The sequence below is a fragment of the Actinomadura verrucosospora genome (assembly GCF_039540335.1).
Taxonomy (GTDB): domain Bacteria; phylum Actinomycetota; class Actinomycetes; order Streptosporangiales; family Streptosporangiaceae; genus Spirillospora; species Spirillospora verrucosospora.
Map to the genome: position 1 here is coordinate 190,889 of NZ_BAABEV010000004.1, position 20,544 is coordinate 211,432.

Genomic DNA, 20,544 nt, shown 5'->3' on the forward strand with positions numbered 1-20,544 from the left:
TGTGCCAGATGGAAATACCCGCCATTTCAAACTAAACGCCACAACCACTCCCCAGACCTGCAAGAAAAGTGCCCTCTACCGGTAACGACATCGCCCACGCTCATTACCTTTCCCGCCGAGCGGGCGCCTCCGCGGCGGCGAGACGCCGGCCGTCCGCCGCCGTCGACCGGGGGCGGAACCGCCGCGGGCTCGGAATCCGTGGATTCCGAGCCCGGTTCTGCCTGGCGCCTCCGGCGCTGGGAGCGTGGCGCGCGTGTCCTTTCGGGAGTCCGTGGGGTGGGACCGAAGCGATCAGTAGTTCGGGTTGTTCGTGGTGGGGATCTGGATGCTGATCGGGAGGTTGCCCCCCGACAGGAAGAGCAGGGTCCCCAGGCGGATGATCTCGTCGAACGCCCAGTAGATCTGCAGCAGGCCGGGGGGCGCGTCCGTGATCTTGAGCAGGCCCTCCTTGATGGCGACGAAGGTCGGCCAGAAGGCCTCGAAGGCCGGGTCCCACACCGGCTCGCGCGGGATCTGCAGCCAGCCGCAGATCTGGTCGCCGAGCATGTAGCGGGTGAGCGCGCCGAGGATGTGCGTGGTGAGGATGCCGCCGTCGATGGTGACGCCGAGGTGGAGCAGGATGTCGGCCAGCTTGACGCCCTCGGGGGTCGGGGCGAGGACCGGGTCGAGGACCTGCGCGGCCTGGGCGTCGGCCTCGTCCCACGAGTTGGGGATGTACTCGTCCAGGATGCCCAGCATGTGCGCGGTCAGCTGCCAGGAGTGCAGGAACGCCGCGGACTCGTCGGCGGGGATCGGCACCTTCCACCGGTTCAGCTGCTTCATGACCGTGGTGGGCAGGCTGTGCCAGGTGACCATCATGTCCGCCTGGCTGATCGGGATCTGCTCGTCGGCGACCTTGGTCCAGTACGGGGACTGCGGCAGCAGGTGGCGCACGCCCGCGTGGGCCAGCCGCGTCTTGACGCAGGTCACGATCATCTCGCCGTCGGGCAGGAACGCGTTCCTGGTGCCGATGTCGTAGCCGAGCTTGGCGGTCTTGGTGATGCGGTCCCTCATGTCCGCGCCGCCCTTGGAGTAGTACACCGCGCGCGCCTCGTGGGGGATGACCGTGCTCATCATCCCGCTGGCGAAGCCGTAGCTGACGCCGAGGTAGGTGCCCCGCTTCTGGTTGAACCTGAACGCGGTGGCGAGCTTCGTCTGGTCGGCCCACGACGGCAGCTGCCGGGCCTTCTCGATGAACGCCCTCAGGTCCGCCGGCAGCCCGGACGGCAGCGCCTGGCCGTTCTTGGTCCAGGTCTTCAGCAGCATGTTGACCTTGGGGACGTCGCCCCGGTCGATCAGCGAGGCGACCAGCGGGTCGGCCTCCTCGTCCCAGACCCACCGCGGGTCGACGCCCTTGCCGGCGCCCACGACCGATCCCTTGGGCGACCACGTCCACAGCGGCCTGGCCTGGGCGGGCGTCGCGACGCTGAGCGCACCGAGCGCCCCGAGCACCCCGCCCGTCATCAGCACGTTGCGCCTGCTGGGTTGTTCCATGCCTTTCCCTCCTCGGGCCGACGACGACTGCTGATACGATGAAACACAACGTGCTTCCGTGTATCAGGGTCTGGCATCATGAGAGCACACGGTGGCTTCGGTCACAAGACCCTTCGTGACGCACATGGACGATTCGGGCAGAATCGGTGTCTCGGGAGGGGATCGTGGAACCTGTGCTGTCGTTCCTCATGGGGTCGTCGGACTCGGGGTCGCTGCTGGAGAGCGTGTACGTCGAGGCCGTCGAACAGGTCGACGACGTGGACGAGACCCGGTCGCGCGTCCTCGACGCGGCCTACGCGCAGTTCTGCCGGATGGGCATCCAGCGCTCCACGATGGACGACGTGGCCCGGCGGGCCGGCGTCTCGCGGATCACCGTCTACCGGCGGTTCGCCACGAAGGACGCCCTGGTGGAGCAGGTGGTGCGGCGGGAGTTCCGCCGCTATTTCGACCGGTTCCTCATCGACATCCGGGAGGCCGAGACGGCCGCCGACCGGGTCGTCCTCGGCTTCGTGAGCTCGCTGCGCGCCATCCGGGGCAACCCTCTGATCGGCGGCCTGATCGCCACGGAACCGGACCTGCTCCTGCCCTCCCTGACCGGTGACGGGGGCCGGACCCTCGCCACCGTGCGGCGGTTCGTCGCCGACCAGCTCCGCCGCGAGCAGCGCGCCGGCAACGTGTCGAGCGACCTGGACATCGATTTCGTGGCCGAGATGATGGTCCGGATATCCGGCTCGCTCCTGGCGGTTCCCAGCCACATCATCGACCTCGACGACGACGCTCGACTGGCCGCCCTGGCCCACCGCTTCCTCGTCCCGATGCTGGAACCGAGAGAGCCCCGTCTCGACCGTCCCTGACCTGTCGAGGCCGCGGTCGGCGCCCTCGCGCGGCGAAATGTCGCCGCGGGCGACCCTTGTGACCCTTTCCCGCCGCCATGGAAGAGCCTTCGCGGCGCCGCCATGGCGAACCGTTCCATTCTCCGCCGGGCGGAGCGCCATGGTGAATGAAATGGCGTCGATGTGCGGCTCTGCGTGACGGGAGAGGGCCCTTTGTGATATGGGGCTGACCTGCGTCCACATGGACGGATGCGTGGCGCTGGAAGCTTGACGTCGGGCATTAAGTAAGTACTATGTCCTTTGCGGCAAAGGCCGCAAAAGGAACTCAAAGAAAAGGGAAGTGTGTCGCAATGGCGACTAGCTTGAACAAACAAGATAAAATGGAACGAGAGGCCTCGCTGAGGTCGATCCTCGACACCGAAGGGCTCTTCCGGTTCGCGTCGGAAACCGACCGGGAGGCCGTGGCGTCCGCCCTCCGCGACGCGTACGACGCCGCATGGGAGACCATCGCGCCGTTCTACGTCCGGGCCGTCCACCGCATGCTCGGAGACATCCGAGCGGCGGCCGCGAACGGCGCGACCCTCGCGTCGGTCGGCCGCGACGGCGAGAACTGCCGCATGATCGTCCTCGCCTTCGAGCCGGGGCTGGACATCATCGAGATCCCCATCAACCGGAGCGTCGTCAGGAGCGCACTGGCGGATCTGAAGCGCCACCATGGCAGGACCTTCCCCGAGCTGGACGCCATGCTCGGGACGATGGCGTGGAAGGCCCCCTCCGACGAGGAGATCGCCGACGCCGCTCGGAACCTGACGACACTCCTGCGTCGGCGGGGCCTGCCCGTGGACGAGCCCGAACCGCGGCAGGACGTCATCCTGCTCGACAACGGAATGCGCGGCACGGCCCGTGCGGCCCTGAAGCAGATGTACTGGCCGACCGCCAGGGGAACCCTGGTGCGCGGGCTGTACCTGTTCCGGACGGCGGCGTACTTCGACCCGCACCCGCACGCGGACCGGGGGTACCTGTTCGACCTCGACGCGGCCGGCAGCGACGGCGGCAAGAACCTGCTCGTGCTGCCGGACGACCCGGATCTGGAAGGTCTGACCTTCCGGGCGAACGACGCGCTCGTGGTGATCGAGGTTCTGACCAGCGGGCCGAAACTGACACCCGACCGGATCGACGCCCAGGGCCACCCCGTGCAGGGATGGTTCCGAGACCACCCGCTGACGAAGGGGGTCAATCCGGTGCACCGGTCCGCCCGCTACACGGATCCTCGGGTCCAGGAGGGGGTGCTGCGCGCCGTCCGCGAGGCCATCGGGAATCACGCGCGGTCCGTGGCCCTTCGCGAGCGGCGCGGCGCGGACGTCCAGGAACTGCTGCGCCCCGGCCACGAGCGAATGGTGCGGAACACCCGGGACTGGATCGCCGGAAACCTGGACGCCATGCATCCGGGGCTCCGCGAACTCGTCAGCACGTACTGCTGGCGGACGGCCCTGTGGAGCATGAACGTCAAACTCGCCGACGCCGTCGAAGCCGCCGGCCTGTCCGCCGAAACCGCGCGGACCGTCTGGACGGAGTTCGACGAACTGCGGGATGACACGGCCAGGGAGGCGTTCATCGAGAGGCTGGCCGGTTCGCCGCGAGAAAGCTGATCGTGCGGCGGTCTCACGGCCGGTAATGATCAGGCCCGGCCCGCCTTAGGGCCGGTCCGGGCACTCGACCCGTCCACCCGAAGGCCGGGCGGCGCACTCACGCGCCGCCCGGCCTTTCCCATGCCGCGCCGCCGGGCGAGCCGAAGGCCTTTCGGAATATGACCCGGGTCGCGCTTTCGGCCCGGTTGCCTTCCGGCCTCGGCGCCGTACGGTCTTGATCAGGTCCTGCTCGGCAGGGCTTCTGCCTCGTGCAGTTCGTGACTAAAGCCCGGAAGGCTGCGTGATCATCATGATCCCGACCAACGACCGTCCCGAGATCTCCCGTCGCGGGAACGGTTTCCCCCTCACCCGCTACGCCGGGCCCGACTTCACCTGGCCCGTCTTCACCGGGGTGAGCTTCCCCGGGGGCGGCTTCACCGAGATCGACTTCGTCCTGGTGGAGCTGGTCGTGGTGGAGTACGACCGGGTGTGGATCCCCGTGCTCGACCTCGCCACGATGCGCGTCACCGTGGTGGAGTTCCTCGTGGTGCGGGTCACCGTGCGGCGGATCGCCATCCTGTGGATCACCGTCGTGGAGTACACGCCGGTGGGCTGCTACGTGCGGGAGTACGGCCTGCTCAAGTACCTCCGGGAGGAGTACACCCGGGACGGGTACGACTGGGTGGAGTACACCGCGCTGGTCTCCGCTGCGGACTGGCGAGTGTGAGAACCGCGCCCTAGGCCCCCCGGCCTGCGCGGCTCCATCGTCAAGATGACCGAGATGAGGGGGCTGGTGCGGCCCCCTTTTACGGCCCCGGCGTGACGCCGGACGCCGATCGCGAAACCTTCGGCTCAGCCGAGCCGATTCTCACTTGAGCGTGCCGTCCCGCATGGCGCGCTTCTCACCGAAGTGGCCCTTCTCCCCCGGGAGGAGGGCCACTTTCGTTGAAAGACGCCCGCACGCCCGCCGAGCCCGCACCGGGAAACGTGAGCAACATGCCTTGGGGACGGCGCCCCGCACGGAAACCGCGCCCGTTCCGAGGAAGCGAAAGCCCTGCGCGGCGCTCATGCCGGCCAAGGACCTTTCGCGGTGGTCATGAAAGCGCCTCCGGCAGGATTCGAACCTGCGGCACCCGCTTTAGGAGAGCGGTGCTCTATCCCCTGAGCTACGGAGGCGTGTCGTCGCTCGCGGTAGAGCGTAGCGGACGGCACCTACAGGGTAGGGGAAGAGGAGTGGTGGGCGCTCCCTGTTATGCGCCGGACCCTAGGCCGCGCGGGGGCGGTGTGGGTACGCTTCCGTTCCGTGACGGGACGGCATCGAGGGCAGCCGAAGGACCTGGACGCCCGGGAATCGGCGGGCGAGGAGTCGCCGCGCGGTAGGCGGATCACGGTCGTCGCCGCGGCATTCGCGGTGCCCGTGCTGGTGGCGTCGGCGATCGCGTTCGGACTGCGGGACGAGCCCGCGCGGGAGAGGCCGGAGTCGGCGGGCGGGCCCGCGCGGAGCGTGGCGCCGGCGCCTGAGGGCGAGCCGACGTTCGGGACGTACGTGCCGCCGGAGACGGAGCCGCAGGTGGCGACCAAGCCGCCGAGGCGGGCGCCCAGGCCGGCGGTGACGCCGCGGAGGGCGAGCCCCGCGCCCGCGCCCACCCCCTCCCCGTCCGCGCGTGGGCGGCGGCCGTGCCCTGCCGGCTGGGAGGACGTCTGGTGGATGCGCCGGTGGTGCGAACATCACCGAAGTCGCTGAACCGATTACGGACAGGTCATCGTAGATCCTGTAGTAGCGTTCTGGCGCTGTTCCGCTTTTGGGCATCAGGAGGAAAACCACCGTGCCGAACCCCCGGTCGGCGGCGCTGACCGCGGTCTTCCTGGTGATGGCGACGCTCTCACCGCACGGCGCCGCGAACGCGGCCGCGGGGGCCGACTCGCTCGAGTCGCTGCGCCGCGAGGCGACGAAGGCGCGCACCGAGCTAGAGAAGGCCACGAAGCAGATGGAGACCCGGAAGAAGGACCTTGCCGGGTCCCAGGTGAAGCTGCGCGCCACGCTGAAGGACCTCGCCGGGGCCGAGGCCGAGCTGAACCGGATACGCGAGCCGCTGGCCCGGCTCGCGAACACCTCCTACCAGCAGAGCGGCGCGGCCGGTTCCATGGCGATCTTCGGGGGCGGTGATCCGAGCACGGCGCTGCGCTCGACGGCGGACGTGACGCTCATGGCGAGGTCGCAGCAGGCGCTCGTGGACCGTGCCGACGAGCTGCAGGACCGGCGGCAGCGGCTCGCCTCCACGGCGCAGGAGCTGCAGTCGCGCAACGCGGTCGAGCAGACCCGCCTCCAGCAGGAGGTGGAGGGGTTGAAGAACCGGTCGGCGCAGTTGACCAAGCAGCTCAACGCGATGCTCGACAAGCTGGCGGTGACGCGGCAGAAGCGGCTCGAACTCGGGTGCGACAAGTCCCTGGCGAGGGATGCGAGGAAGTTCCCCAACGGGCTCATCCCGTCGAAGTACCTGTGCCCTCTGCCGCAGAAGAACGGGCACATGCTGCGGGCGGACGCGGCGCTCGCCTTCTACAAGCTGAACGAGGCGTACAAGCGCAGTTTCGGGCGCGACATGTGCGTGACGGACGCCTACCGCAGCCTGGCGGACCAGCACCGTGTCTACGCGCAGCGGCCCGGCTTCGCGGCCGTTCCCGGGACGAGCAACCACGGCAAGGGGCAGGCGCTCGACCTGTGCGGTGGTGTGCAGAGCTCGGGTTCCGTCCAGTTCAACTGGATGGAGGCCCACGCCGGGAAGTACGGATGGATCCACCCGGCCTGGGCCTACAGCAACCCGTTCGAGCCCTGGCACTGGGAGTTCGGGACGGAGAACGGATGAGCCGGGCCGCCCGGCGTCAGCGGGGGGACGGCACCTCGTCGGCGGGGACGACCTCCGCCGTGCAGTAGCGGCAGCGGCGCGCCTTCACCGGGATGTCGCTGAGGCACTGCGGGCACTCGCGCTCGGTGGCCTCCTTGCCGCGGTCCATCCGCTCGATCAGCTTGGTCGTCGGGAGCACGACCAGGAAGTAGACGATCAGGGCCGTGATGAAGAACGCGATCGCCGATGTCACGAAGACCCCGTAGGGGAACGTGGTGCCGTCGATGCTGACGGCCAGGCGCGTGTAGTCGGGCTTGCCGCCGAGAAGGGCGATCAGCGGGGTGATGAAGGAGTTCGCGAAGTCCTTCACGAGCCCGGCGAACGCCGCTCCGACGACGAACGCCACCGCGAGTTCGACAAGGTTCCCGCGGAAGAGGAACTTCTTGAATCCGCTCATGTCGGCTCCAGGGGTTGTGGGGGTCGCGCCCCCGGCTGGCGGGGCGCGTGAAACGGCTACGGATCGTAATGAAGTCATGCCTGATTCGCCAAGTCGACCCCTCTCACCTGCGCGGGGTCAGGGGGCGGTGATCGTCAGGGCGAGGGGGCCGGCGGCGCCGGCCAGGGCGACGGCCTGGGGGCGGTCGGTCGCCAGGACGACCAGGGCGCCCTCCTCGGGGCCGTTCTCGTCCGGGGGCGGGATCGCTATGACCGGCACTTCTGACACCACCACGCGGGCGGCGGGCCAGCGGGGGCGCGGGCCGTTCGCGGGGGCGCCCTCGGACGGGACGGTCAGGATGACCACGCGGTCGCCGGGGCGGACGAGGCGGGCGGCGCCCGCGTCGGCCAGGCGGACCGGTGCGGCGACCGTGCCGGGGCCGTAGCCGCGCAGGAGCCCGGCGCCGACGACGCGGGCGTCGGTGAGGGGTTCGCCGCGGCGCATGGGGCCGGCGAGGACGCGGCCGGCGCCGCCCGCGCGGAGCGCGCCCGCCGGGACGGCGGACGGCGGCAGGTCGAGGGGGCGGAGGTCGGCCGGGGCGAGGGGCGTTCCGCCGGGCAGATCGCGGGCGGCGCCGAGGACGCGGACGGACGCCGGCGGGCCGGGGCGCAGCGCCGGCAGCGCCAGGCCCGCGGCGGCCGCGGCGAACAGCGCCGCCAGCGGCCGCCGCAGGCGGGATAAGCGGGGGCTCACGGCAGTTCCAGGGGGAGCTTGATGCCGTCGAGGGCGGTGGCGCAGGCGCAGGTGCGCTCGGCGGGCAGCGCCTTGACGACGTCGGCGACGACGCCGCGGAGCCGGTCGATGTTCTCGCCGAAGACACGCAGGACCTCGTCCATCGTGACGCCCTCGCCCTCCTCGATGCCCGCGTCGAGGTCGGTCACCAGGCAGAGCGAGGTGTAGCAGAGCGCCAGCTCGCGGGCGAGGACGGCCTCCGGGTGGCCGGTCATCCCGATCAGCGTCCACCCCTGCGAGGCGAACCACCGGGACTCGGCCCGGGTCGAGAAGCGGGGGCCCTCGATGACGACGAGCGTGCCGCGGTCGACCGGGGGCCATCCCGAGGCCCGCGCGGACTCGACGGCGGCGCGGCGGCCGGTCGGGCAGTACGGGTCGGAGAACGAGACGTGGACGGCGGCGCCGTGCTCGTAGTAGGTCTGGTCGCGCCCCGACGTCCGGTCGGCGAGCTGGTCGGGGACGGCCAGGGTGCCGGGCCCGAGGTCGGGGGTGAGGGAGCCGACCGCGCACGGCGCCAGCACCTGGCGGACGCCGAGGGACCGCAGCGCCCACAGGTTGGCCCGGTAGGGGATCTTGTGCGGGGGGAAGCGGTGGTCGCGGCCGTGCCGGGGGACGAAGGCGACGCGGCGGCCCGCCAGCTCGCCGATCGCGATGGGGTCGCTGGGCGGGCCGTAGGGGGTGTCGACCCGCACCTCCTCGATGTCGTCGAGGAACGAGTAGAAGCCGGAGCCGCCGATGACCCCGATCTCGGCGACGGGCTGGGACGCGGAAGCCTGAGTGGACATGCCGCCGACCCTAGCCACCCGGCCGCCGTCCCCGGCAGGCCGTCCGCCGATTGTGGATAACTCAGCCGCCGCGCGACGAAGGGCCCGGCCGAAGCCGGGCCCTTGCGCGTTCCCCGGGACGTCAGCCGACCGGGTCCAGGACCTTGCTCTCGGGGGCGGGCGCCTCCTTGGCGAGCCGTCCCGGCGTCCAGATCCGGCGCCCGATGTCGTAGGACAGGGCGGGCAGCAGCAGCGACCGGACGACGAGGGTGTCGAGCAGGACGCCGAACGCCACCGCGAAGCCCATCTCGACCATGAACACCAGCGGCAGCGTGACCATGGACGCGAACGTGGCCGCGAGGACGAGCCCGGCCGAGGTGATCACACCGCCGGTGACGGTGAGGCCCCGCTGGATGCCGCGCCGCGTGCCGAGGGCCTGCGACTCCTCCCGGACGCGGTGCATCAGGAAGATGTTGTAGTCGACCCCCAGCGCGACCAGGAAGATGAAGGCCAGCAGCGGGAAGCCGGAGTCGGTCCCCTCGAACCCGAAGACGTGCTCGAAGACGACCGCGCAGGCGCCGAGCGAGGCGAGGAACGACAGCACCACGGTGCCCATCATCAGCAGCGGCGCGACGACGGCGCGCAGCAATGCGATGAGGATGAGCAGCACCACGGCCAGCACGATCGGGATGATGACCTTGTCGTCGCGGGTGGAGGCGCGCTTGATGTCCAGGTACGTCGCGGTCGTCCCGCCGACCTTGGCGTCCGCGGACGGGACGGCGTGCACCGCGGTCCGCAGCCGGTCGATGGTCGCGCGGGCGGCCGGGCTGTCGGCGGCGTCCTTCAGCGTCGCCTCGTACCTGACCAGGCCGCCCGTGGTGACGGGGGCGCCGACTTCGGCGACGCCCGGCGTCCCGCGCACGGCCTCGGCGATCCGGTCGGAGGCCGGGGCCTTGCCGATCACGAGGGCGGGGGAGCCCGACCCGGCGGCGTAGTGCCGCGCGACGGCCTCCGAGCCCTTCACCGAGTCGGGCTTGCCGGTGAACTGGCCGGCGTCCGACAGGCCGTCCGCCTTGAGCGAGCCCAGCCCGAGCGTGAGGACGATGAGGCCGAGCATGGTCACGGCCCAGAGCGCGCGCGGGCGCTTGCCCACGATCCCCGCGACGCGGCTCCAGACGCCGTGCTCGGCCTTGTACGCCTCGGGCTTGAGGTACTTGGCGTCGTAGCGGGGGATCAGCGGCCAGAACAGCCAGCGGCCGCAGATCACCAGGAGGGCGGGCAGGAGGGTCGTCATGGCGGCGAGCGCGGTGAGGACGCCCGCGGCGGCCACGGGGCCCATGCCGGCGGTGGAGTTCATGTCGGCGAGCAGCAGGCACAGCAGGCCGACGGCCACGGTGGCGGCGGAGGCGATGACGGCGGGTGCGGCGCGGTGCAGGGCGTACGCCATGGCCTCGTGCCGGTCCTCGTGCCGGTGCAGTTCCTCCCTGTAGCGGGCGACGAGCAGCAAGGCGTAGTCGGTGGCGACGCCGAAGACGAGGACGGTGAGGATGCCGGCGCTCTGGCCGTTGACGGTGAGGTCCGCGTACTTGGCGAGCAGGTAGACGGTCGACTGGGCGAGCCCCAGGGCGAAGACGGCGCTCAGCACGGGGACGAACCACAGGACGGGGCTGCGGTAGATGAACAGCAGCAGGACGATGACGACGAGACCGGCGGCCATGAGCAGGAAGCCGTCCAGGCTCTGGAAGACCTCGAACTGGTCGGCGCCGCCGCCGGCGGGGCCGGTGACGTGCGAGGCCAGTCCGGGCGGCCCGCGCTCGGCGAGTTCGCGCGCCTGGTCGACGGCGGCGGTGAGGTCCTCGTCCGTGAGGGGCACGAGGGTCTGCAGGGCCTTGCCGTCCTTGGACGGGAACGGCCCCTGCGCCTTCTGCGCTCCGGGCAGCTTCTGGAACGCGGCGACGTCGGACTCGGCCTTGGCCTTGTCGGCCGCGGTGATTCCGCCGGACCGCTCGTAGACGATGACGGCGAGCATCGTCTCGTCCTTGCGGAACCGGTCCTCCAGCTCCACGACCCGGGTGGACTCGGCCCCGGCGGGCAGCCAGGACGCGGCGTCGTTCTTCTCGACGTCGCCGAGCTTGCCGGCGAGGGGGCCGAGAGCGGCCAGCAGGACGACCCACAGGGCCAGGACGGCCCATTTGGTGCGCCTTCCGGCGATCAGTCCGGCCAGGCGGTGGGTCCGCGGCCTCGGGGGTGCCGGGCTAGGTGCGCTCATGGTTCCTCTCCTGTGTGCACCGGGCGAATCAAGATATGTCGCGTTAGCGGCAAGAGTCTCTCGTTGAGCGAGAGAAGTCAAGTAATAACTCGAAAATCGGAGGCGTCGCGGAACCGCTAGCCTCTCGACCCAAGAGTCTCTCTAAAATAGAGCTAAGTCAAACCGTGCGACGGGGAGGCCTCGCAGGGCCGGAATCGCGGGGTCGCGGGGGTGCTCCCTGTCTTCTCCATGGTCGCGAAGGGCGGGGGGATGCGCCTCCGGCGTCAGTACCGACTTGAGGTACGTCGCCCGGCGCAAAGGAAAGCCGCCGCCTACCTCTGAAGGTGTAGGCGGCGGCTTCCGGACACGGCGAAGACCGGGGGATCCGGCCGGATCCCCCGGTGCGAGCGGAGATGCTTAGGAGGTCAGGCGACCTTTTCGGACGACGACTTGCCGGTCGACGAGGACGACGACGAGTCGGAGGACGACGTGGACGAGCTCGTCTTGGCGGAGTCGCCCGAGGAGCCGCCCGAGTCGCCGGAGGAGCCGTTGGACGACCCGCTGGACGAGCCGTTCGACGAGGCCCCCGCGGTGGAGGGCGACTTGCCGGAGCCGCGGCTGTCGGTGCGGTAGAAGCCCGAGCCCTTGAAGATGATCCCCGCGGCGGAGAAGACCTTGCGGAGCCTGCCGGTGCACGCCGGGCACTCGGTCAGCGCGTCGTCGCTGAACTTCTGCACGACCTCTAGAGGCTCGCCGCACTCGGTGCAAACGTACTGATACGTCGGCACGGTTCCTCCTCGCTGACTCAGACCGGCGCTGGCCGGACTGGCACTCACTCTAGACGACTGCTAATGGTACCCATGCGTGGAACAGGATTCGCCCCCGGGATGTTCCCCGGCGGCGCGTCGCGCGCCAAGGGAGCGCCGTGGAGCCCCGCCGCCGCGGGGCCCCAGGTCACTGGCCCTTCTCGCCGAACCAGCCCGCCAGCCTGCCCTTGCGGCTGACCGCGCGGAGCCTGCGCTCGGTGGCCTCGCGCACCTCGGCGGTGGTCACGACCAGCAGGGTGTCGCCCGCCTGGAGGGGCGTGGTGGGCTCGGGCACGAAGCTCGCGCCGTCCCGCACGACGAGGGTGATGGACGCGCCGGGCGGCAGCCGCAGCTCGAAGATCTCCACGCCGCTCATCAGCGAGTCGCCGGGGATCCGCACCTCCAGCAGGTCGGCGTGCAGTTCCTCCAGGGGCGCGGCCTCGACGTCCAGCTCGCGGGTCTGCTCGTCGCTCCTGAGGCGGCACAGCCGCGAGGCCAGCGGCAGCGTCGGCCCCTGGAGCAGGGTGAACAGGACGACGATGTTGAACACGATCGCGAAGAGCCGGTCGGCGTGCTCCACCTCCGCGACCATCGGGATGGTGGCCAGGACGATCGGGACGGCGCCCCGCAGTCCCGCCCAGGACGCGAACACCTTCTCGCCCCACGACAGCCGGAACCCGATCGTGGAGAGCACGACCGACAGGGGACGGGCCACCAGCAGCAGGACGAAGCCGATGACGAGCGCCGGCAGGATCTGGCCGGGGAGGTCGCCGGGATCGGCCAGCAGGCCGAGCATCACGAACAGCCCGATCTGGGCGAGCCAGCCGACGCCCTCGGCGAAGCCCCGCGTGGCGGGCCGGTGCGGCAGCCGCGCGTTCCCGAGGACGAGGGCGCTGACGTAGACGGCGAGGAACCCGCTGGCGTGCATCAGTGAGGCGGCCCCGTAGGAGCCGATGGAAAGCGACAGCACGGCGATGGGGTAGAGGCCGGACGCGGGCAGCGCGACGCGGCGCAGCGCCTGGGCGCCCAGCCAGCCGATGGCGACGCCGACGATGCCGCCCGCGACCAGCTCGTAGACCATGACGCCGAGCAGTTCGGCCATGTTGGGGACGGCGGTGTGGGCGCTCAGCGTGACCACGATGATCACGACCGGGGCGTCGTTGAAGCCGGACTCGGCCTCCAGCAGGCCGGTCAGCCGGGACGGCAGGGGCAGCCGCCGCAGCACCGAGAACACCGCGGCCGCGTCGGTGGGGGCGAGCACGGCGGCCAGCAGGAACGCCGGGCGCCACTCCAGGCCGACGAGCCACATGGCGGCGAGCGCGACGACGACGATGCTGATCAGGGTGCCGAGGGTGGAGACGCTGAGCGCGGCCGGCACCGAGGGCCGCACGCGCCGCCAGCTGGTGGTGATTCCGCCCTCGGCGAGGATGAGCACGAGGGCGGCGAGGCCGAGCGTCTCGGCCAGTTCCGCGTTGTCGAACCGGATGTGGAGGGGGCCGGACTCGCCGATGAGAAGGCCGAGGCCCATGTACGCCAGCAGCGTGGGAAGGCCCGCCTGGTGCGACAGCCGGACCGCGATGATGGCGCTGAGTACGAGCGTGGCCCCGAGGAGTAGCCAGATGTCGAGGTGCACATCCCACCCTTCGGGGTCGTCAAAGTTGATCGTTTAGGAATCCTACAGATTCGCGGACGAATCGCATATTTACGATTGAGGGATGGCGTGTCCGGCGTGGCCGCTATCGCCGGTTGACCTGTGGTTTGATCCCGTTCACCACGTTCAGTACGTCTCGTCCCTGAACGGCCGCGGTGACGTTGTCGCGCACCATGCCCAGCAGGTTCAGCTGCGACTGGACGGACGCCCCCGCCGCGTGCGGCGAGAGCAGGACGTCCTCACGGGAACGCAGCGGATGCCCCTGCGGAAGCGGCTCCTGCTCGAACACGTCCAGGGCCGCCCCGGCCAGACGTCCCGACTCCAGCGCGGCGAGGACGGCGTCGTCCGGCGCGATGCCCCCGCGCGCCACGTTCACCAGCAGCGCCTTGTCCGGGAGCAGGGCGAGACGCTCCGGGCCGATCAGCCCCTTGGTCTCCTCGGTCAGCGGCAGGGCGATGACGAGGACGTCGGACATCGCCATGAGCTCGTCCAGCTCCCGGTACGTCGCCGCGGCCTGGGGACGCCGCCGCCTCGTCCAGTACGACACCGTGCAACCCAGGGCCGCGAACAGCCGCGCGGCCTCGGCGCCGATCGCGCCGAACCCGACGATGCCGACCCGCTGCGTGTGGATCTCGCGCGGGCCGAGCGCCGCCATCTCCATCTGCGGCCATCCGCCCGCGCGGACGGCCCGGTCGCCCCGCGCGAGGTTGCGGCACAGCGCGAACGCCGCGCCGACCGCCCACTCGGCGACCCCGCGCGCGTTGAAGCCCGCCGCGTTCGCCACCGGCACGCCCGCGGCCGCCCACGCCGCGACGTCGATGCTGTCGGTCCCGACCGCGGGCATCTGCACGAACGACACCCGCGGCGCCGCCGCCGCGGCCTCGGCGTCCAGCGCCAGCCGGCCGGTGAAGTCGCCGATCACCACGTCGGCGCCGGCGAGCGCGGCGAGCAGGCCCGCCCGGTCTCTGGCCTGCGGGAACGTCACCTCGGCGGCGTCTCCCAGCGGCGCGAACAACCCTCGGACGATCTCGTCCGCGATCGGGGGCAGGGAAAGGATCCGCCACGGCGCCGTCATCTCTTACCTCCCGTCAGGCCGTGCCCGACCGCGGCCCCCGTCCGCGATCTCGGCCCTCTCACTCTACGAGCAGGGCGCCGCCGCCGAGCAGGTCAGCCCAGGCGGACCAGCCCCCGCGCCGGGGTCACCACGGCCCGGACGCGCTGGTCGTGCGGCTCGGCGGGCACGCTTTCCACCAGCTCGCCGTCGTACAGCAGCGCGGCGGTGAGGATCGCCGGGCCCACGCGCGCGAGCGCCCGGTCGTAGGAGCCGCCGCCGCGGCCGAGGCGCACGCCCGACCGGTCGACCGCCACCGCGGGCACCAGCACGACGTCCGCGCTGGCCACGGCGCCGGGGCCGCGCGGCGGCTCGGACGACTCCAGGCACCCGCGGGCCCCCGGGACGAGCGAGTCGGGCCCCTCGTAGGACGCCCAGTCGAGGTCGCCGTCCGGGAGCAGCCGGGGGACGAGCACGTACGTCCCGCGCTTCCACAGCGCGAACAGCAGGCTCCGCGTGTCCGGCTCGTCGCCTATGGAGACGTAGGCCGCGATCGTCCCGGCCATCTCCACCTCCGGGACCGACAGCAGCGCGTCCCGGATCGGGCGCGCCGCGCCGGAGCGCGTCTCGGGCGGCATCGCCGCACGTCGTGCGAGTAGTTCGGCCCGGAGGCCGGTCTTCGTGGCGGTGGGGTGCACGCTGTGGTCCTCGCGGATGGCTAGGGTCGTGTATATGGCCGACATTGCACCAGTGCTCAAAGCGGTCGTCCCGGCGGCCGGCCTCGGTACCCGATTCTTGCCCGCGACCAAGGCGACTCCCAAGGAAATGCTGCCCATCGTCGACAAACCGGCGATCCAGTACGTCGTCGAGGAGGCGGTCGACGCCGGGCTGTCCGACGTCCTCATGATCACCGGGCGCAGCAAACGGTCCATCGAGGACCACTTCGACCGAGCCTACGAGCTGGAGGAGGCGCTGCGCGCCAAGGGCGACGACGAGCGCCTGGAGGCCGTGCACGAGTCCAGCGACCTGGCGATCATGCACTACGTCCGGCAGGGCGAGCCGCGCGGCCTCGGGCACGCGGTGCACTGCGCCCGCCAGCACGTCGGCCGCGAGCCGTTCGCGGTGCTGCTCGGCGACGACATGATCGACGCCCGCGACAAGCTGCTGCAGCGGATGATCGAGGTGCGCGGCCAGTACGGCGGCAGCGTCATCGCGCTGATGGAGGTCGAGCCCGACCAGGTGTCGGCGTACGGGTGCGCGGCCATCGAGGCGACGGACGAGGACGACGTCGTCCGCATCTCCGACCTCGTGGAGAAGCCCGCCGCCGAGGAGGCCCCCAGCAACTGGATCATCATCGGCCGCTACGTCTGCGACCCCGCGGTGTTCGACGTCCTGGAGAAGACCCCGCCCGGCCGCGGCGGCGAGATCCAGCTGACCGACGCGCTGCGCACCCTCGCCGACATGCCCGCCGACCAGGGCGGCGGCGTCTACGGCGTCAAGTTCCGCGGCCGCCGCTACGACACCGGCAACAAGCTGGAGTACCTGAGGACGGTCGTCCAGTTCGCGGCGGACCGTCCGGATCTGGCGCCGGAGTTCCTGCCGTGGCTGCGGGAATTCGTCCGGACGCAGGACGGCGTGGGCGACACCTCGGATTCGTGACGAGGCGTCAGACTGGGGCCGTGGCTATGAGAACGGTCGACGAGCATCTGACGGAGATCCTCGGCAGCGTGGCGCCGCTGCCGCCGCTTGACCTGGCACTGCTGGAGGCGCAGGGCACGGTGCTCGCCGAGGCCGTCGCCGCGCCGGTGCCGCTGCCGCCGTTCGACAACTCCGCGATGGACGGCTACGCCGTGGTCGCGGCCGACATCGCGGCGGCCACCGAGGCGAGCCCCGTCGCGCTGCCCGTCGTCGGCGACATCGTCGCGGGCGACTCCGGCCTGTCGGCGATCCGGCCCGGGCTGACCGCCCGGATCATGACGGGCGCCCCGCTGCCGGCCGGCGCCGACGCCGTCATCCCCGTCGAGTGGACGGACGGCGGCAACGCCACCGTCCGGATCTCGCGCGCCGCGCCGCCGGGCAACTACATCCGCCGGGCGGGGGAGGACGTCCTCGCCGGGCAGGTCGTCGCCGAGGCCGGCACCCGGCTCGCCGCCCCGCAGATCGGCATGCTCGCGGCGGTCGGGCGGTCCCGGGTGACCGTCCGGCCGAGGCCGCGCATCGTGGTCGTCTCCACGGGTGACGAACTGCGCGAGCCGGGCAGCCCGCTGGCGCCCGGCCAGATCTGGGAGTCCAACAGCTTCATGCTCACCGCCGCCGTGGTCGAGGCGGGCGGAACGGGCTACCGGCAGGCCACGGTGCAGGACGAGCCCGCCAAGGTCCTGGAGATGCTTCACGACCAGCTCGTCCGGGCCGACGCCATCGTCACCACCGGGGGCGTCTCCATGGGCACCAGGGACGTCGTCAAGGAAGTCCTCGCCGGTACCGGAACTGTGAACTTCCACAAGGTGCGGATGCGTCCGGGCAAGCCGCAGGGGTTCGGCCTCCTGGAAGGCACTCCGGTCTTCACGCTTCCTGGCAACCCCGTGAGCGCGTACGTGTCGTTCCAGGTGTTCGTCCGTCCCGCCCTACGCGTCATGCAAGGTCTGCCCCCAGAACCGCTTCCCACAGTGAGCGCCGTCGTCGCCGAGGACATCAAGTCCCCCGCGGGGCTGCGCCACTTCCTGCGAGGCAGACTCTCGTTCACTCGGGGCTTCTACACCGTCACAGCGGCGGGCGTGCAGGGCTCGCACCAGCTCGGGTCCCTGTCGTCAGCGAACGCGCTCATCGAGATCCCGGAGGACGTCGAAGCCATGCCGGCCGGTTCGCACGTCGAGGTCATGAGGTTGCCGTCATGAGCGCCATGGGGTCCGAGTTCACCCATCTGGACGACCAGGGATCGGCCCGCATGGTCGACGTGTCGTCGAAGGACGTCTCGTCCCGGACGGCCACGGCCACGGGGTTCGTCCGACTGTCGCCCGAATGCGTCGCCCTCCTGCGCGCCGGTGACATCCCCAAGGGCGACGCCCTGTCCGTCGCCCGGATCGCGGGGATCATGGGGGCCAAGCGCGTGCCCGACCTCGTCCCGCTGTGCCACCCGATCGCGCTGCATGGCGTCACCGTCGACCTCGCCGTCGACGACGACGGCGTCGCGATCACGGCCGTCACCCGCACCGCCGACCGCACCGGCGTGGAGATGGAGGCGCTCACCTCCGTCACCGTCGCCGCGCTCGCGCTGGTCGACATGGTGAAGGCCGTCGACCCCGCCGCCGTGATCACCGAGGTCCGGGTCGAGGAGAAGACCGGCGGCAAGACCGGGGTGTGGCGCCGGTGATCCGGGCGATGGCGGTCACCGTCTCCAACCGCGCCGCGGCGGGCCTCTACGAGGACAGGTCCGGCCCGGTGCTGGTCGAGATGCTGGAGGACCTCGGCTGCCAGGTGGACGGCCCCGTCGTCGTCCCGGACGGCGAACCCGTCACCGGCGTCCTGCGCGACGCGGTCGCCGCCGGGTACGACGTCGTCGTCACCTCCGGCGGGACCGGCCTCACCCCCACCGACCAGACCCCCGAGATGACCCGGCCGGTCATCGAATGGGAGGTCCCGGGGATCGCCGAGGCCATCCGGCTGGAGGGACGCGAGAAGGTCCCCGCCGCGATCCTGTCGCGCGGCCTCGCCGGCGTCGCGGGCCGCACCCTCATCGTCAACCTGCCCGGCTCGACCGGCGGCGTCCGCGACGGCATGACCGTCCTGGCCCGCGTCCTGCCCCACGCGGTGGACCAGATCAACGGCGGCGACCACCCCCGCCCGCAGGGCTAGCCCGCCTCCGCCCCCGCCACGCGCCGTCGGGAGCTAGGCCTGGATGACGCGGACGCCGGCGTCGGTGAACGCGGCGAGTTCGGACTCGGGCGCCGCCGCGTCCGTCACCAGGACGTCGATCTCGTCGGTGCCGCAGATGCGGGCGAACGCGCGGTGGCCGATCTTGGAGCCGTCCGCGACCACGACCACCCGGTCGGCGCGCTCGGCCATCAGCCGGTTCACCACGGCCTCGCCCTCGTTGTGGCAGGTCGCGCCGTGCCTCGCGGTCACGCCGTTCACCCCGATGACCGCCACGTCCAGCGTCACGTGGTCGAAGATGCCGGTGGCGAGCGGCCCGGTCAGCTCGTAGGACTGCGGCCGCGGCACCCCGCCCGTCAGGACGATCTTCACATGCGGGCGGACGGCCAGCTCGTTGCCGATGTTCAGCGCGTTCGTCACGATCGTGATCGCCGGGGTGGGCCCCTCGGCGTGCAGGTCGGCGCGGGTGGCGAGCACCCGGGCGACCTCCGAGGTCGTCGTGCCGCCGTTCAGCCCGATGATCGACCCGGGCTCGGCCAGCTCCGCGGTCGCCGCCGCGATCCGCTGCTTCTCCGACGCGTGCCGCGCCGCCTTGTACCGCAGCGGCAGGTCGTAGCTGACGCTCTCCGCGACGGCGCCGCCGCGGGTGCGGGTCAGCATCTGCTGCTGCGCGAGCTGGTCGAAGTCGCGGCGGATCGTCGCGGCCGACACCCCCATGCGCACGGACGCCTCCTCGACGGTCAGCCGTCCGGCGTCCGCGAGCAGTTCGAGCAGCGCGTTCCAGCGCTCGTGCCGGGTCACGCCGGTCGCCTTTCCCGCGGGTGGACGGGAGTCCGGAAAGGTGGTCACCCGCGGATTCTAGCCCTGCGCGCCCCTGGTCTTACCTGAGCGCATGGGCCGTGGAACAATCAACAACGATCAAATGCGTGCATTGGGGGGTTCCATGGCGAGGCCGGTCGGCGACGGCGCCGTTTCCTTGACCAACGCGCGGATCGTCCTTCCGGACGGTGTCCGCGACGGCGCCCTCCACATCGCCGGCGGCACGATCGCGGACGGCCCCGCCCCCGGCGAAGTGATCGACCTCGCCGGCCGGCACGTGGTGCCCGGCTTCGTCGACATGCACGTCCACGGCGGCGCGGGAGCCTCCTACCAGCTCGGGAACCCGGACGAGGCCCAGCGGGCCGCCTCCTTCCACCTCGCCCACGGCACCACCACCACGATCGCGAGCCTCGTCACCGGCGACCCGGACGAACTGGCCGCCGCCGTCGAGGGCCTGGCCGGACTCGCCGCCGACGGCGTGATCGCGGGCGTCCACCTGGAGGGCCCCTACCTGGCCCGCTCGCGCTGCGGCGCGCACGACCCGGCGCTCCTGCGCGACCCGGACCCCGCCGAGTTCCGCCGCCTCGTCCGCCTCGGCCGCGGGCACCTCCGCATGATCACTCTCGCGCCCGAGCTGCCGGGCGCCCTCGACCTCGTCCGGGAGGCGGTGGACGCGGGCGTGATCGCGGCGGTCGGCCACACCGACGGCACCGGCGAGGCGGCCCGGGCGGCGTTCGACGCGGGAGCGCGCGTGGCGACGCACCTGTTCAACGCGATGCGCCCCCTGCACCACCGCGAGGGCGGGCCGGTCGCCGCCGCTCTGAACGACCCCCGGGTCACCGTGGAACTGATCAATGACGGCATCCACGTGGAGCCCGCCGTGGCCCGCCTCGTGTTCGCCGCCACGCCCCGCGTCGCGCTCATCACCGACGCGATGGCCGCCGCCGGCATGGGCGACGGCGACTACCGTCTCGGCGTGATGGACGTCGAGGTCCGCGGCGGCCGCGCCACCCTCGCGGGCGGGACGTCCATCGCGGGCAGCACGATCACCATGGCGGACGCGTTCCGCCGCGCCGTCACCGACGCCGGCCAGCCGATCGAGCGCGCCGCCGAGGCCGCGTCCCTCACCCCGGCGCGCGCCCTCGGCATCGACGCGCGCGTCGGGTCACTGGAGCCCGGCAAGGACGCCGACCTGGTCGTCCTGGACGACGACCTGCGCGTCGACTGGGTCATGAAACGGGGCCGACGGGTGTGACGACGGTGGCCGAAC

20 protein-coding genes and 1 tRNA gene are annotated in these 20,544 nt (G+C 71.6%); 10 read left to right on the forward strand and 11 right to left on the reverse strand.

Annotated features, from left to right (window positions below):
- Positions 1–291 precede the first annotated feature (291 nt).
- Positions 292–1,533 carry an oxygenase MpaB family protein gene (locus tag ABD944_RS06630; RefSeq protein ID WP_345173375.1) on the reverse strand — a complete coding sequence of 414 codons (1,242 nt, stop codon included), beginning with the start codon at positions 1,531–1,533 and terminating at the stop codon, positions 292–294.
- A 188-nt stretch (positions 1,534–1,721) separates the two neighbouring features.
- Between ABD944_RS06630 and ABD944_RS06635 the strand changes: the two genes are divergently transcribed.
- The 3 genes from ABD944_RS06635 to ABD944_RS06645 all read left to right on the forward strand — a co-directional run bounded on the left by ABD944_RS06635 (position 1,722) and on the right by ABD944_RS06645 (position 4,721).
- Positions 1,722–2,387 (forward strand): TetR/AcrR family transcriptional regulator, encoded by a 666-nt coding sequence (locus tag ABD944_RS06635; RefSeq protein WP_378188585.1) that lies wholly within the window; start codon positions 1,722–1,724, stop codon positions 2,385–2,387.
- A gap of 359 nt (positions 2,388–2,746) precedes the next feature.
- Entirely contained in the window at positions 2,747–4,015 is a 1,269-nt protein-coding gene (locus ABD944_RS06640) for a hypothetical protein (RefSeq protein WP_345173378.1), read from the forward strand.
- 280 nt (positions 4,016–4,295) lie between these two features.
- Positions 4,296–4,721: a hypothetical protein gene (locus ABD944_RS06645; protein ID WP_345173380.1), complete on the forward strand. Its 426-nt coding sequence runs from the start codon at positions 4,296–4,298 to the stop codon at positions 4,719–4,721.
- Between the two features lie 376 nt (positions 4,722–5,097).
- Here ABD944_RS06645 and ABD944_RS06650 read toward each other — a convergent pair.
- A tRNA-Arg gene (locus ABD944_RS06650) sits at positions 5,098–5,170 on the reverse strand.
- Positions 5,171–5,297: 127 nt separating this feature from the next.
- Between ABD944_RS06650 and ABD944_RS06655 the strand changes: the two genes are divergently transcribed.
- The gene (locus tag ABD944_RS06655; protein WP_345173381.1) at positions 5,298–5,738 is read left to right on the forward strand and encodes a hypothetical protein; all 441 of its coding nucleotides are present in this window, start codon (positions 5,298–5,300) and stop codon (positions 5,736–5,738) included.
- A gap of 82 nt (positions 5,739–5,820) precedes the next feature.
- Positions 5,821–6,858 carry a D-alanyl-D-alanine carboxypeptidase family protein gene (locus ABD944_RS06660; RefSeq protein ID WP_345173383.1) on the forward strand — a complete coding sequence of 346 codons (1,038 nt, stop codon included), beginning with the start codon at positions 5,821–5,823 and terminating at the stop codon, positions 6,856–6,858.
- Between the two features lie 16 nt (positions 6,859–6,874).
- On the opposite strand, the gene ABD944_RS06665 is transcribed toward ABD944_RS06660, so the two are convergent.
- The 8 genes from ABD944_RS06665 to ABD944_RS06700 all read right to left on the reverse strand — a co-directional run bounded on the left by ABD944_RS06665 (position 6,875) and on the right by ABD944_RS06700 (position 15,283).
- Positions 6,875–7,294, reverse strand: a complete 420-nt coding sequence (locus ABD944_RS06665; protein ID WP_345173384.1) for an MscL family protein — start codon at positions 7,292–7,294, stop codon at positions 6,875–6,877.
- Positions 7,295–7,411: 117 nt separating this feature from the next.
- Positions 7,412–8,026: an SAF domain-containing protein gene (locus ABD944_RS06670; protein WP_345173386.1), complete on the reverse strand. Its 615-nt coding sequence runs from the start codon at positions 8,024–8,026 to the stop codon at positions 7,412–7,414.
- Positions 8,023–8,850 carry an S-methyl-5'-thioadenosine phosphorylase gene (locus tag ABD944_RS06675; RefSeq protein WP_345173388.1) on the reverse strand — a complete coding sequence of 276 codons (828 nt, stop codon included), beginning with the start codon at positions 8,848–8,850 and terminating at the stop codon, positions 8,023–8,025. Before ABD944_RS06675 ends, ABD944_RS06670 begins: the two co-directional genes overlap by 4 nt.
- A 121-nt stretch (positions 8,851–8,971) precedes the next feature.
- Positions 8,972–11,098 carry an MMPL family transporter gene (locus tag ABD944_RS06680; protein ID WP_345173389.1) on the reverse strand — a complete coding sequence of 709 codons (2,127 nt, stop codon included), beginning with the start codon at positions 11,096–11,098 and terminating at the stop codon, positions 8,972–8,974.
- A gap of 404 nt (positions 11,099–11,502) precedes the next feature.
- Positions 11,503–11,865, reverse strand: a complete 363-nt coding sequence (locus tag ABD944_RS06685) for an FmdB family zinc ribbon protein (protein WP_345173390.1) — start codon at positions 11,863–11,865, stop codon at positions 11,503–11,505.
- Between the two features lie 166 nt (positions 11,866–12,031).
- Complete coding sequence (locus ABD944_RS06690) at positions 12,032–13,516, reverse strand: potassium/proton antiporter (protein ID WP_345173392.1); 1,485 nt, start codon at positions 13,514–13,516, stop codon at positions 12,032–12,034.
- 103 nt (positions 13,517–13,619) lie between these two features.
- Positions 13,620–14,609 (reverse strand): NAD(P)-dependent oxidoreductase, encoded by a 990-nt coding sequence (locus tag ABD944_RS06695; protein ID WP_345173394.1) that lies wholly within the window; start codon positions 14,607–14,609, stop codon positions 13,620–13,622.
- Positions 14,610–14,701: 92 nt separating this feature from the next.
- Entirely contained in the window at positions 14,702–15,283 is a 582-nt protein-coding gene (locus ABD944_RS06700; protein ID WP_345173396.1) for a 5-formyltetrahydrofolate cyclo-ligase, read from the reverse strand.
- Between the two features lie 34 nt (positions 15,284–15,317).
- Between ABD944_RS06700 and galU the strand changes: the two genes are divergently transcribed.
- Genes galU through ABD944_RS06720 form a run of 4 tightly spaced genes read left to right on the forward strand, consistent with a single transcriptional unit; the run spans position 15,318 to position 18,437 of the window.
- The gene (galU, locus tag ABD944_RS06705) at positions 15,318–16,244 is read left to right on the forward strand and encodes a UTP--glucose-1-phosphate uridylyltransferase GalU (protein WP_345173397.1); all 927 of its coding nucleotides are present in this window, start codon (positions 15,318–15,320) and stop codon (positions 16,242–16,244) included.
- 26 nt (positions 16,245–16,270) lie between these two features.
- The gene (glp, locus tag ABD944_RS06710) at positions 16,271–17,479 is read left to right on the forward strand and encodes a molybdotransferase-like divisome protein Glp (protein ID WP_345173608.1); all 1,209 of its coding nucleotides are present in this window, start codon (positions 16,271–16,273) and stop codon (positions 17,477–17,479) included.
- 5 nt (positions 17,480–17,484) lie between these two features.
- Positions 17,485–17,955: a cyclic pyranopterin monophosphate synthase MoaC gene (gene moaC / locus ABD944_RS06715; RefSeq protein ID WP_345173610.1), complete on the forward strand. Its 471-nt coding sequence runs from the start codon at positions 17,485–17,487 to the stop codon at positions 17,953–17,955.
- Between the two features lie 8 nt (positions 17,956–17,963).
- Positions 17,964–18,437: a MogA/MoaB family molybdenum cofactor biosynthesis protein gene (locus ABD944_RS06720; RefSeq protein ID WP_345173612.1), complete on the forward strand. Its 474-nt coding sequence runs from the start codon at positions 17,964–17,966 to the stop codon at positions 18,435–18,437.
- 33 nt (positions 18,438–18,470) lie between these two features.
- On the opposite strand, the gene ABD944_RS06725 is transcribed toward ABD944_RS06720, so the two are convergent.
- Positions 18,471–19,304 (reverse strand): DeoR/GlpR family DNA-binding transcription regulator, encoded by an 834-nt coding sequence (locus ABD944_RS06725; protein WP_345173399.1) that lies wholly within the window; start codon positions 19,302–19,304, stop codon positions 18,471–18,473.
- A gap of 94 nt (positions 19,305–19,398) precedes the next feature.
- Here ABD944_RS06725 and nagA point away from each other — a divergent pair, with 94 nt between their 5' ends.
- Positions 19,399–20,529, forward strand: a complete 1,131-nt coding sequence (gene nagA / locus ABD944_RS06730) for an N-acetylglucosamine-6-phosphate deacetylase (protein ID WP_345173400.1) — start codon at positions 19,399–19,401, stop codon at positions 20,527–20,529.
- Positions 20,530–20,544: the final 15 nt, after the last annotated feature.

Coding starts and splice junctions, on each gene's coding strand:
- ABD944_RS06630 (WP_345173375.1), bottom strand. CDS start 1,533: ATGGAACAACCCAGCAGGCGCAACGTGCTGATGACGGGCGGGGTGCTC.
- ABD944_RS06635 (WP_378188585.1), top strand. CDS start 1,722: ATGGGGTCGTCGGACTCGGGGTCGCTGCTGGAGAGCGTGTACGTCGAG.
- ABD944_RS06640 (WP_345173378.1), top strand. CDS start 2,747: ATGGAACGAGAGGCCTCGCTGAGGTCGATCCTCGACACCGAAGGGCTC.
- ABD944_RS06665 (WP_345173384.1), bottom strand. CDS start 7,294: ATGAGCGGATTCAAGAAGTTCCTCTTCCGCGGGAACCTTGTCGAACTC.
- ABD944_RS06675 (WP_345173388.1), bottom strand. CDS start 8,850: ATGTCCACTCAGGCTTCCGCGTCCCAGCCCGTCGCCGAGATCGGGGTC.
- ABD944_RS06680 (WP_345173389.1), bottom strand. CDS start 11,098: ATGAGCGCACCTAGCCCGGCACCCCCGAGGCCGCGGACCCACCGCCTG.
- ABD944_RS06695 (WP_345173394.1), bottom strand. CDS start 14,609: ATGACGGCGCCGTGGCGGATCCTTTCCCTGCCCCCGATCGCGGACGAG.
- galU (WP_345173397.1), top strand. CDS start 15,318: ATGGCCGACATTGCACCAGTGCTCAAAGCGGTCGTCCCGGCGGCCGGC.
- glp (WP_345173608.1), top strand. CDS start 16,271: ATGAGAACGGTCGACGAGCATCTGACGGAGATCCTCGGCAGCGTGGCG.
- moaC (WP_345173610.1), top strand. CDS start 17,485: ATGGGGTCCGAGTTCACCCATCTGGACGACCAGGGATCGGCCCGCATG.
- ABD944_RS06720 (WP_345173612.1), top strand. CDS start 17,964: ATGGCGGTCACCGTCTCCAACCGCGCCGCGGCGGGCCTCTACGAGGAC.
- nagA (WP_345173400.1), top strand. CDS start 19,399: ATGGCGAGGCCGGTCGGCGACGGCGCCGTTTCCTTGACCAACGCGCGG.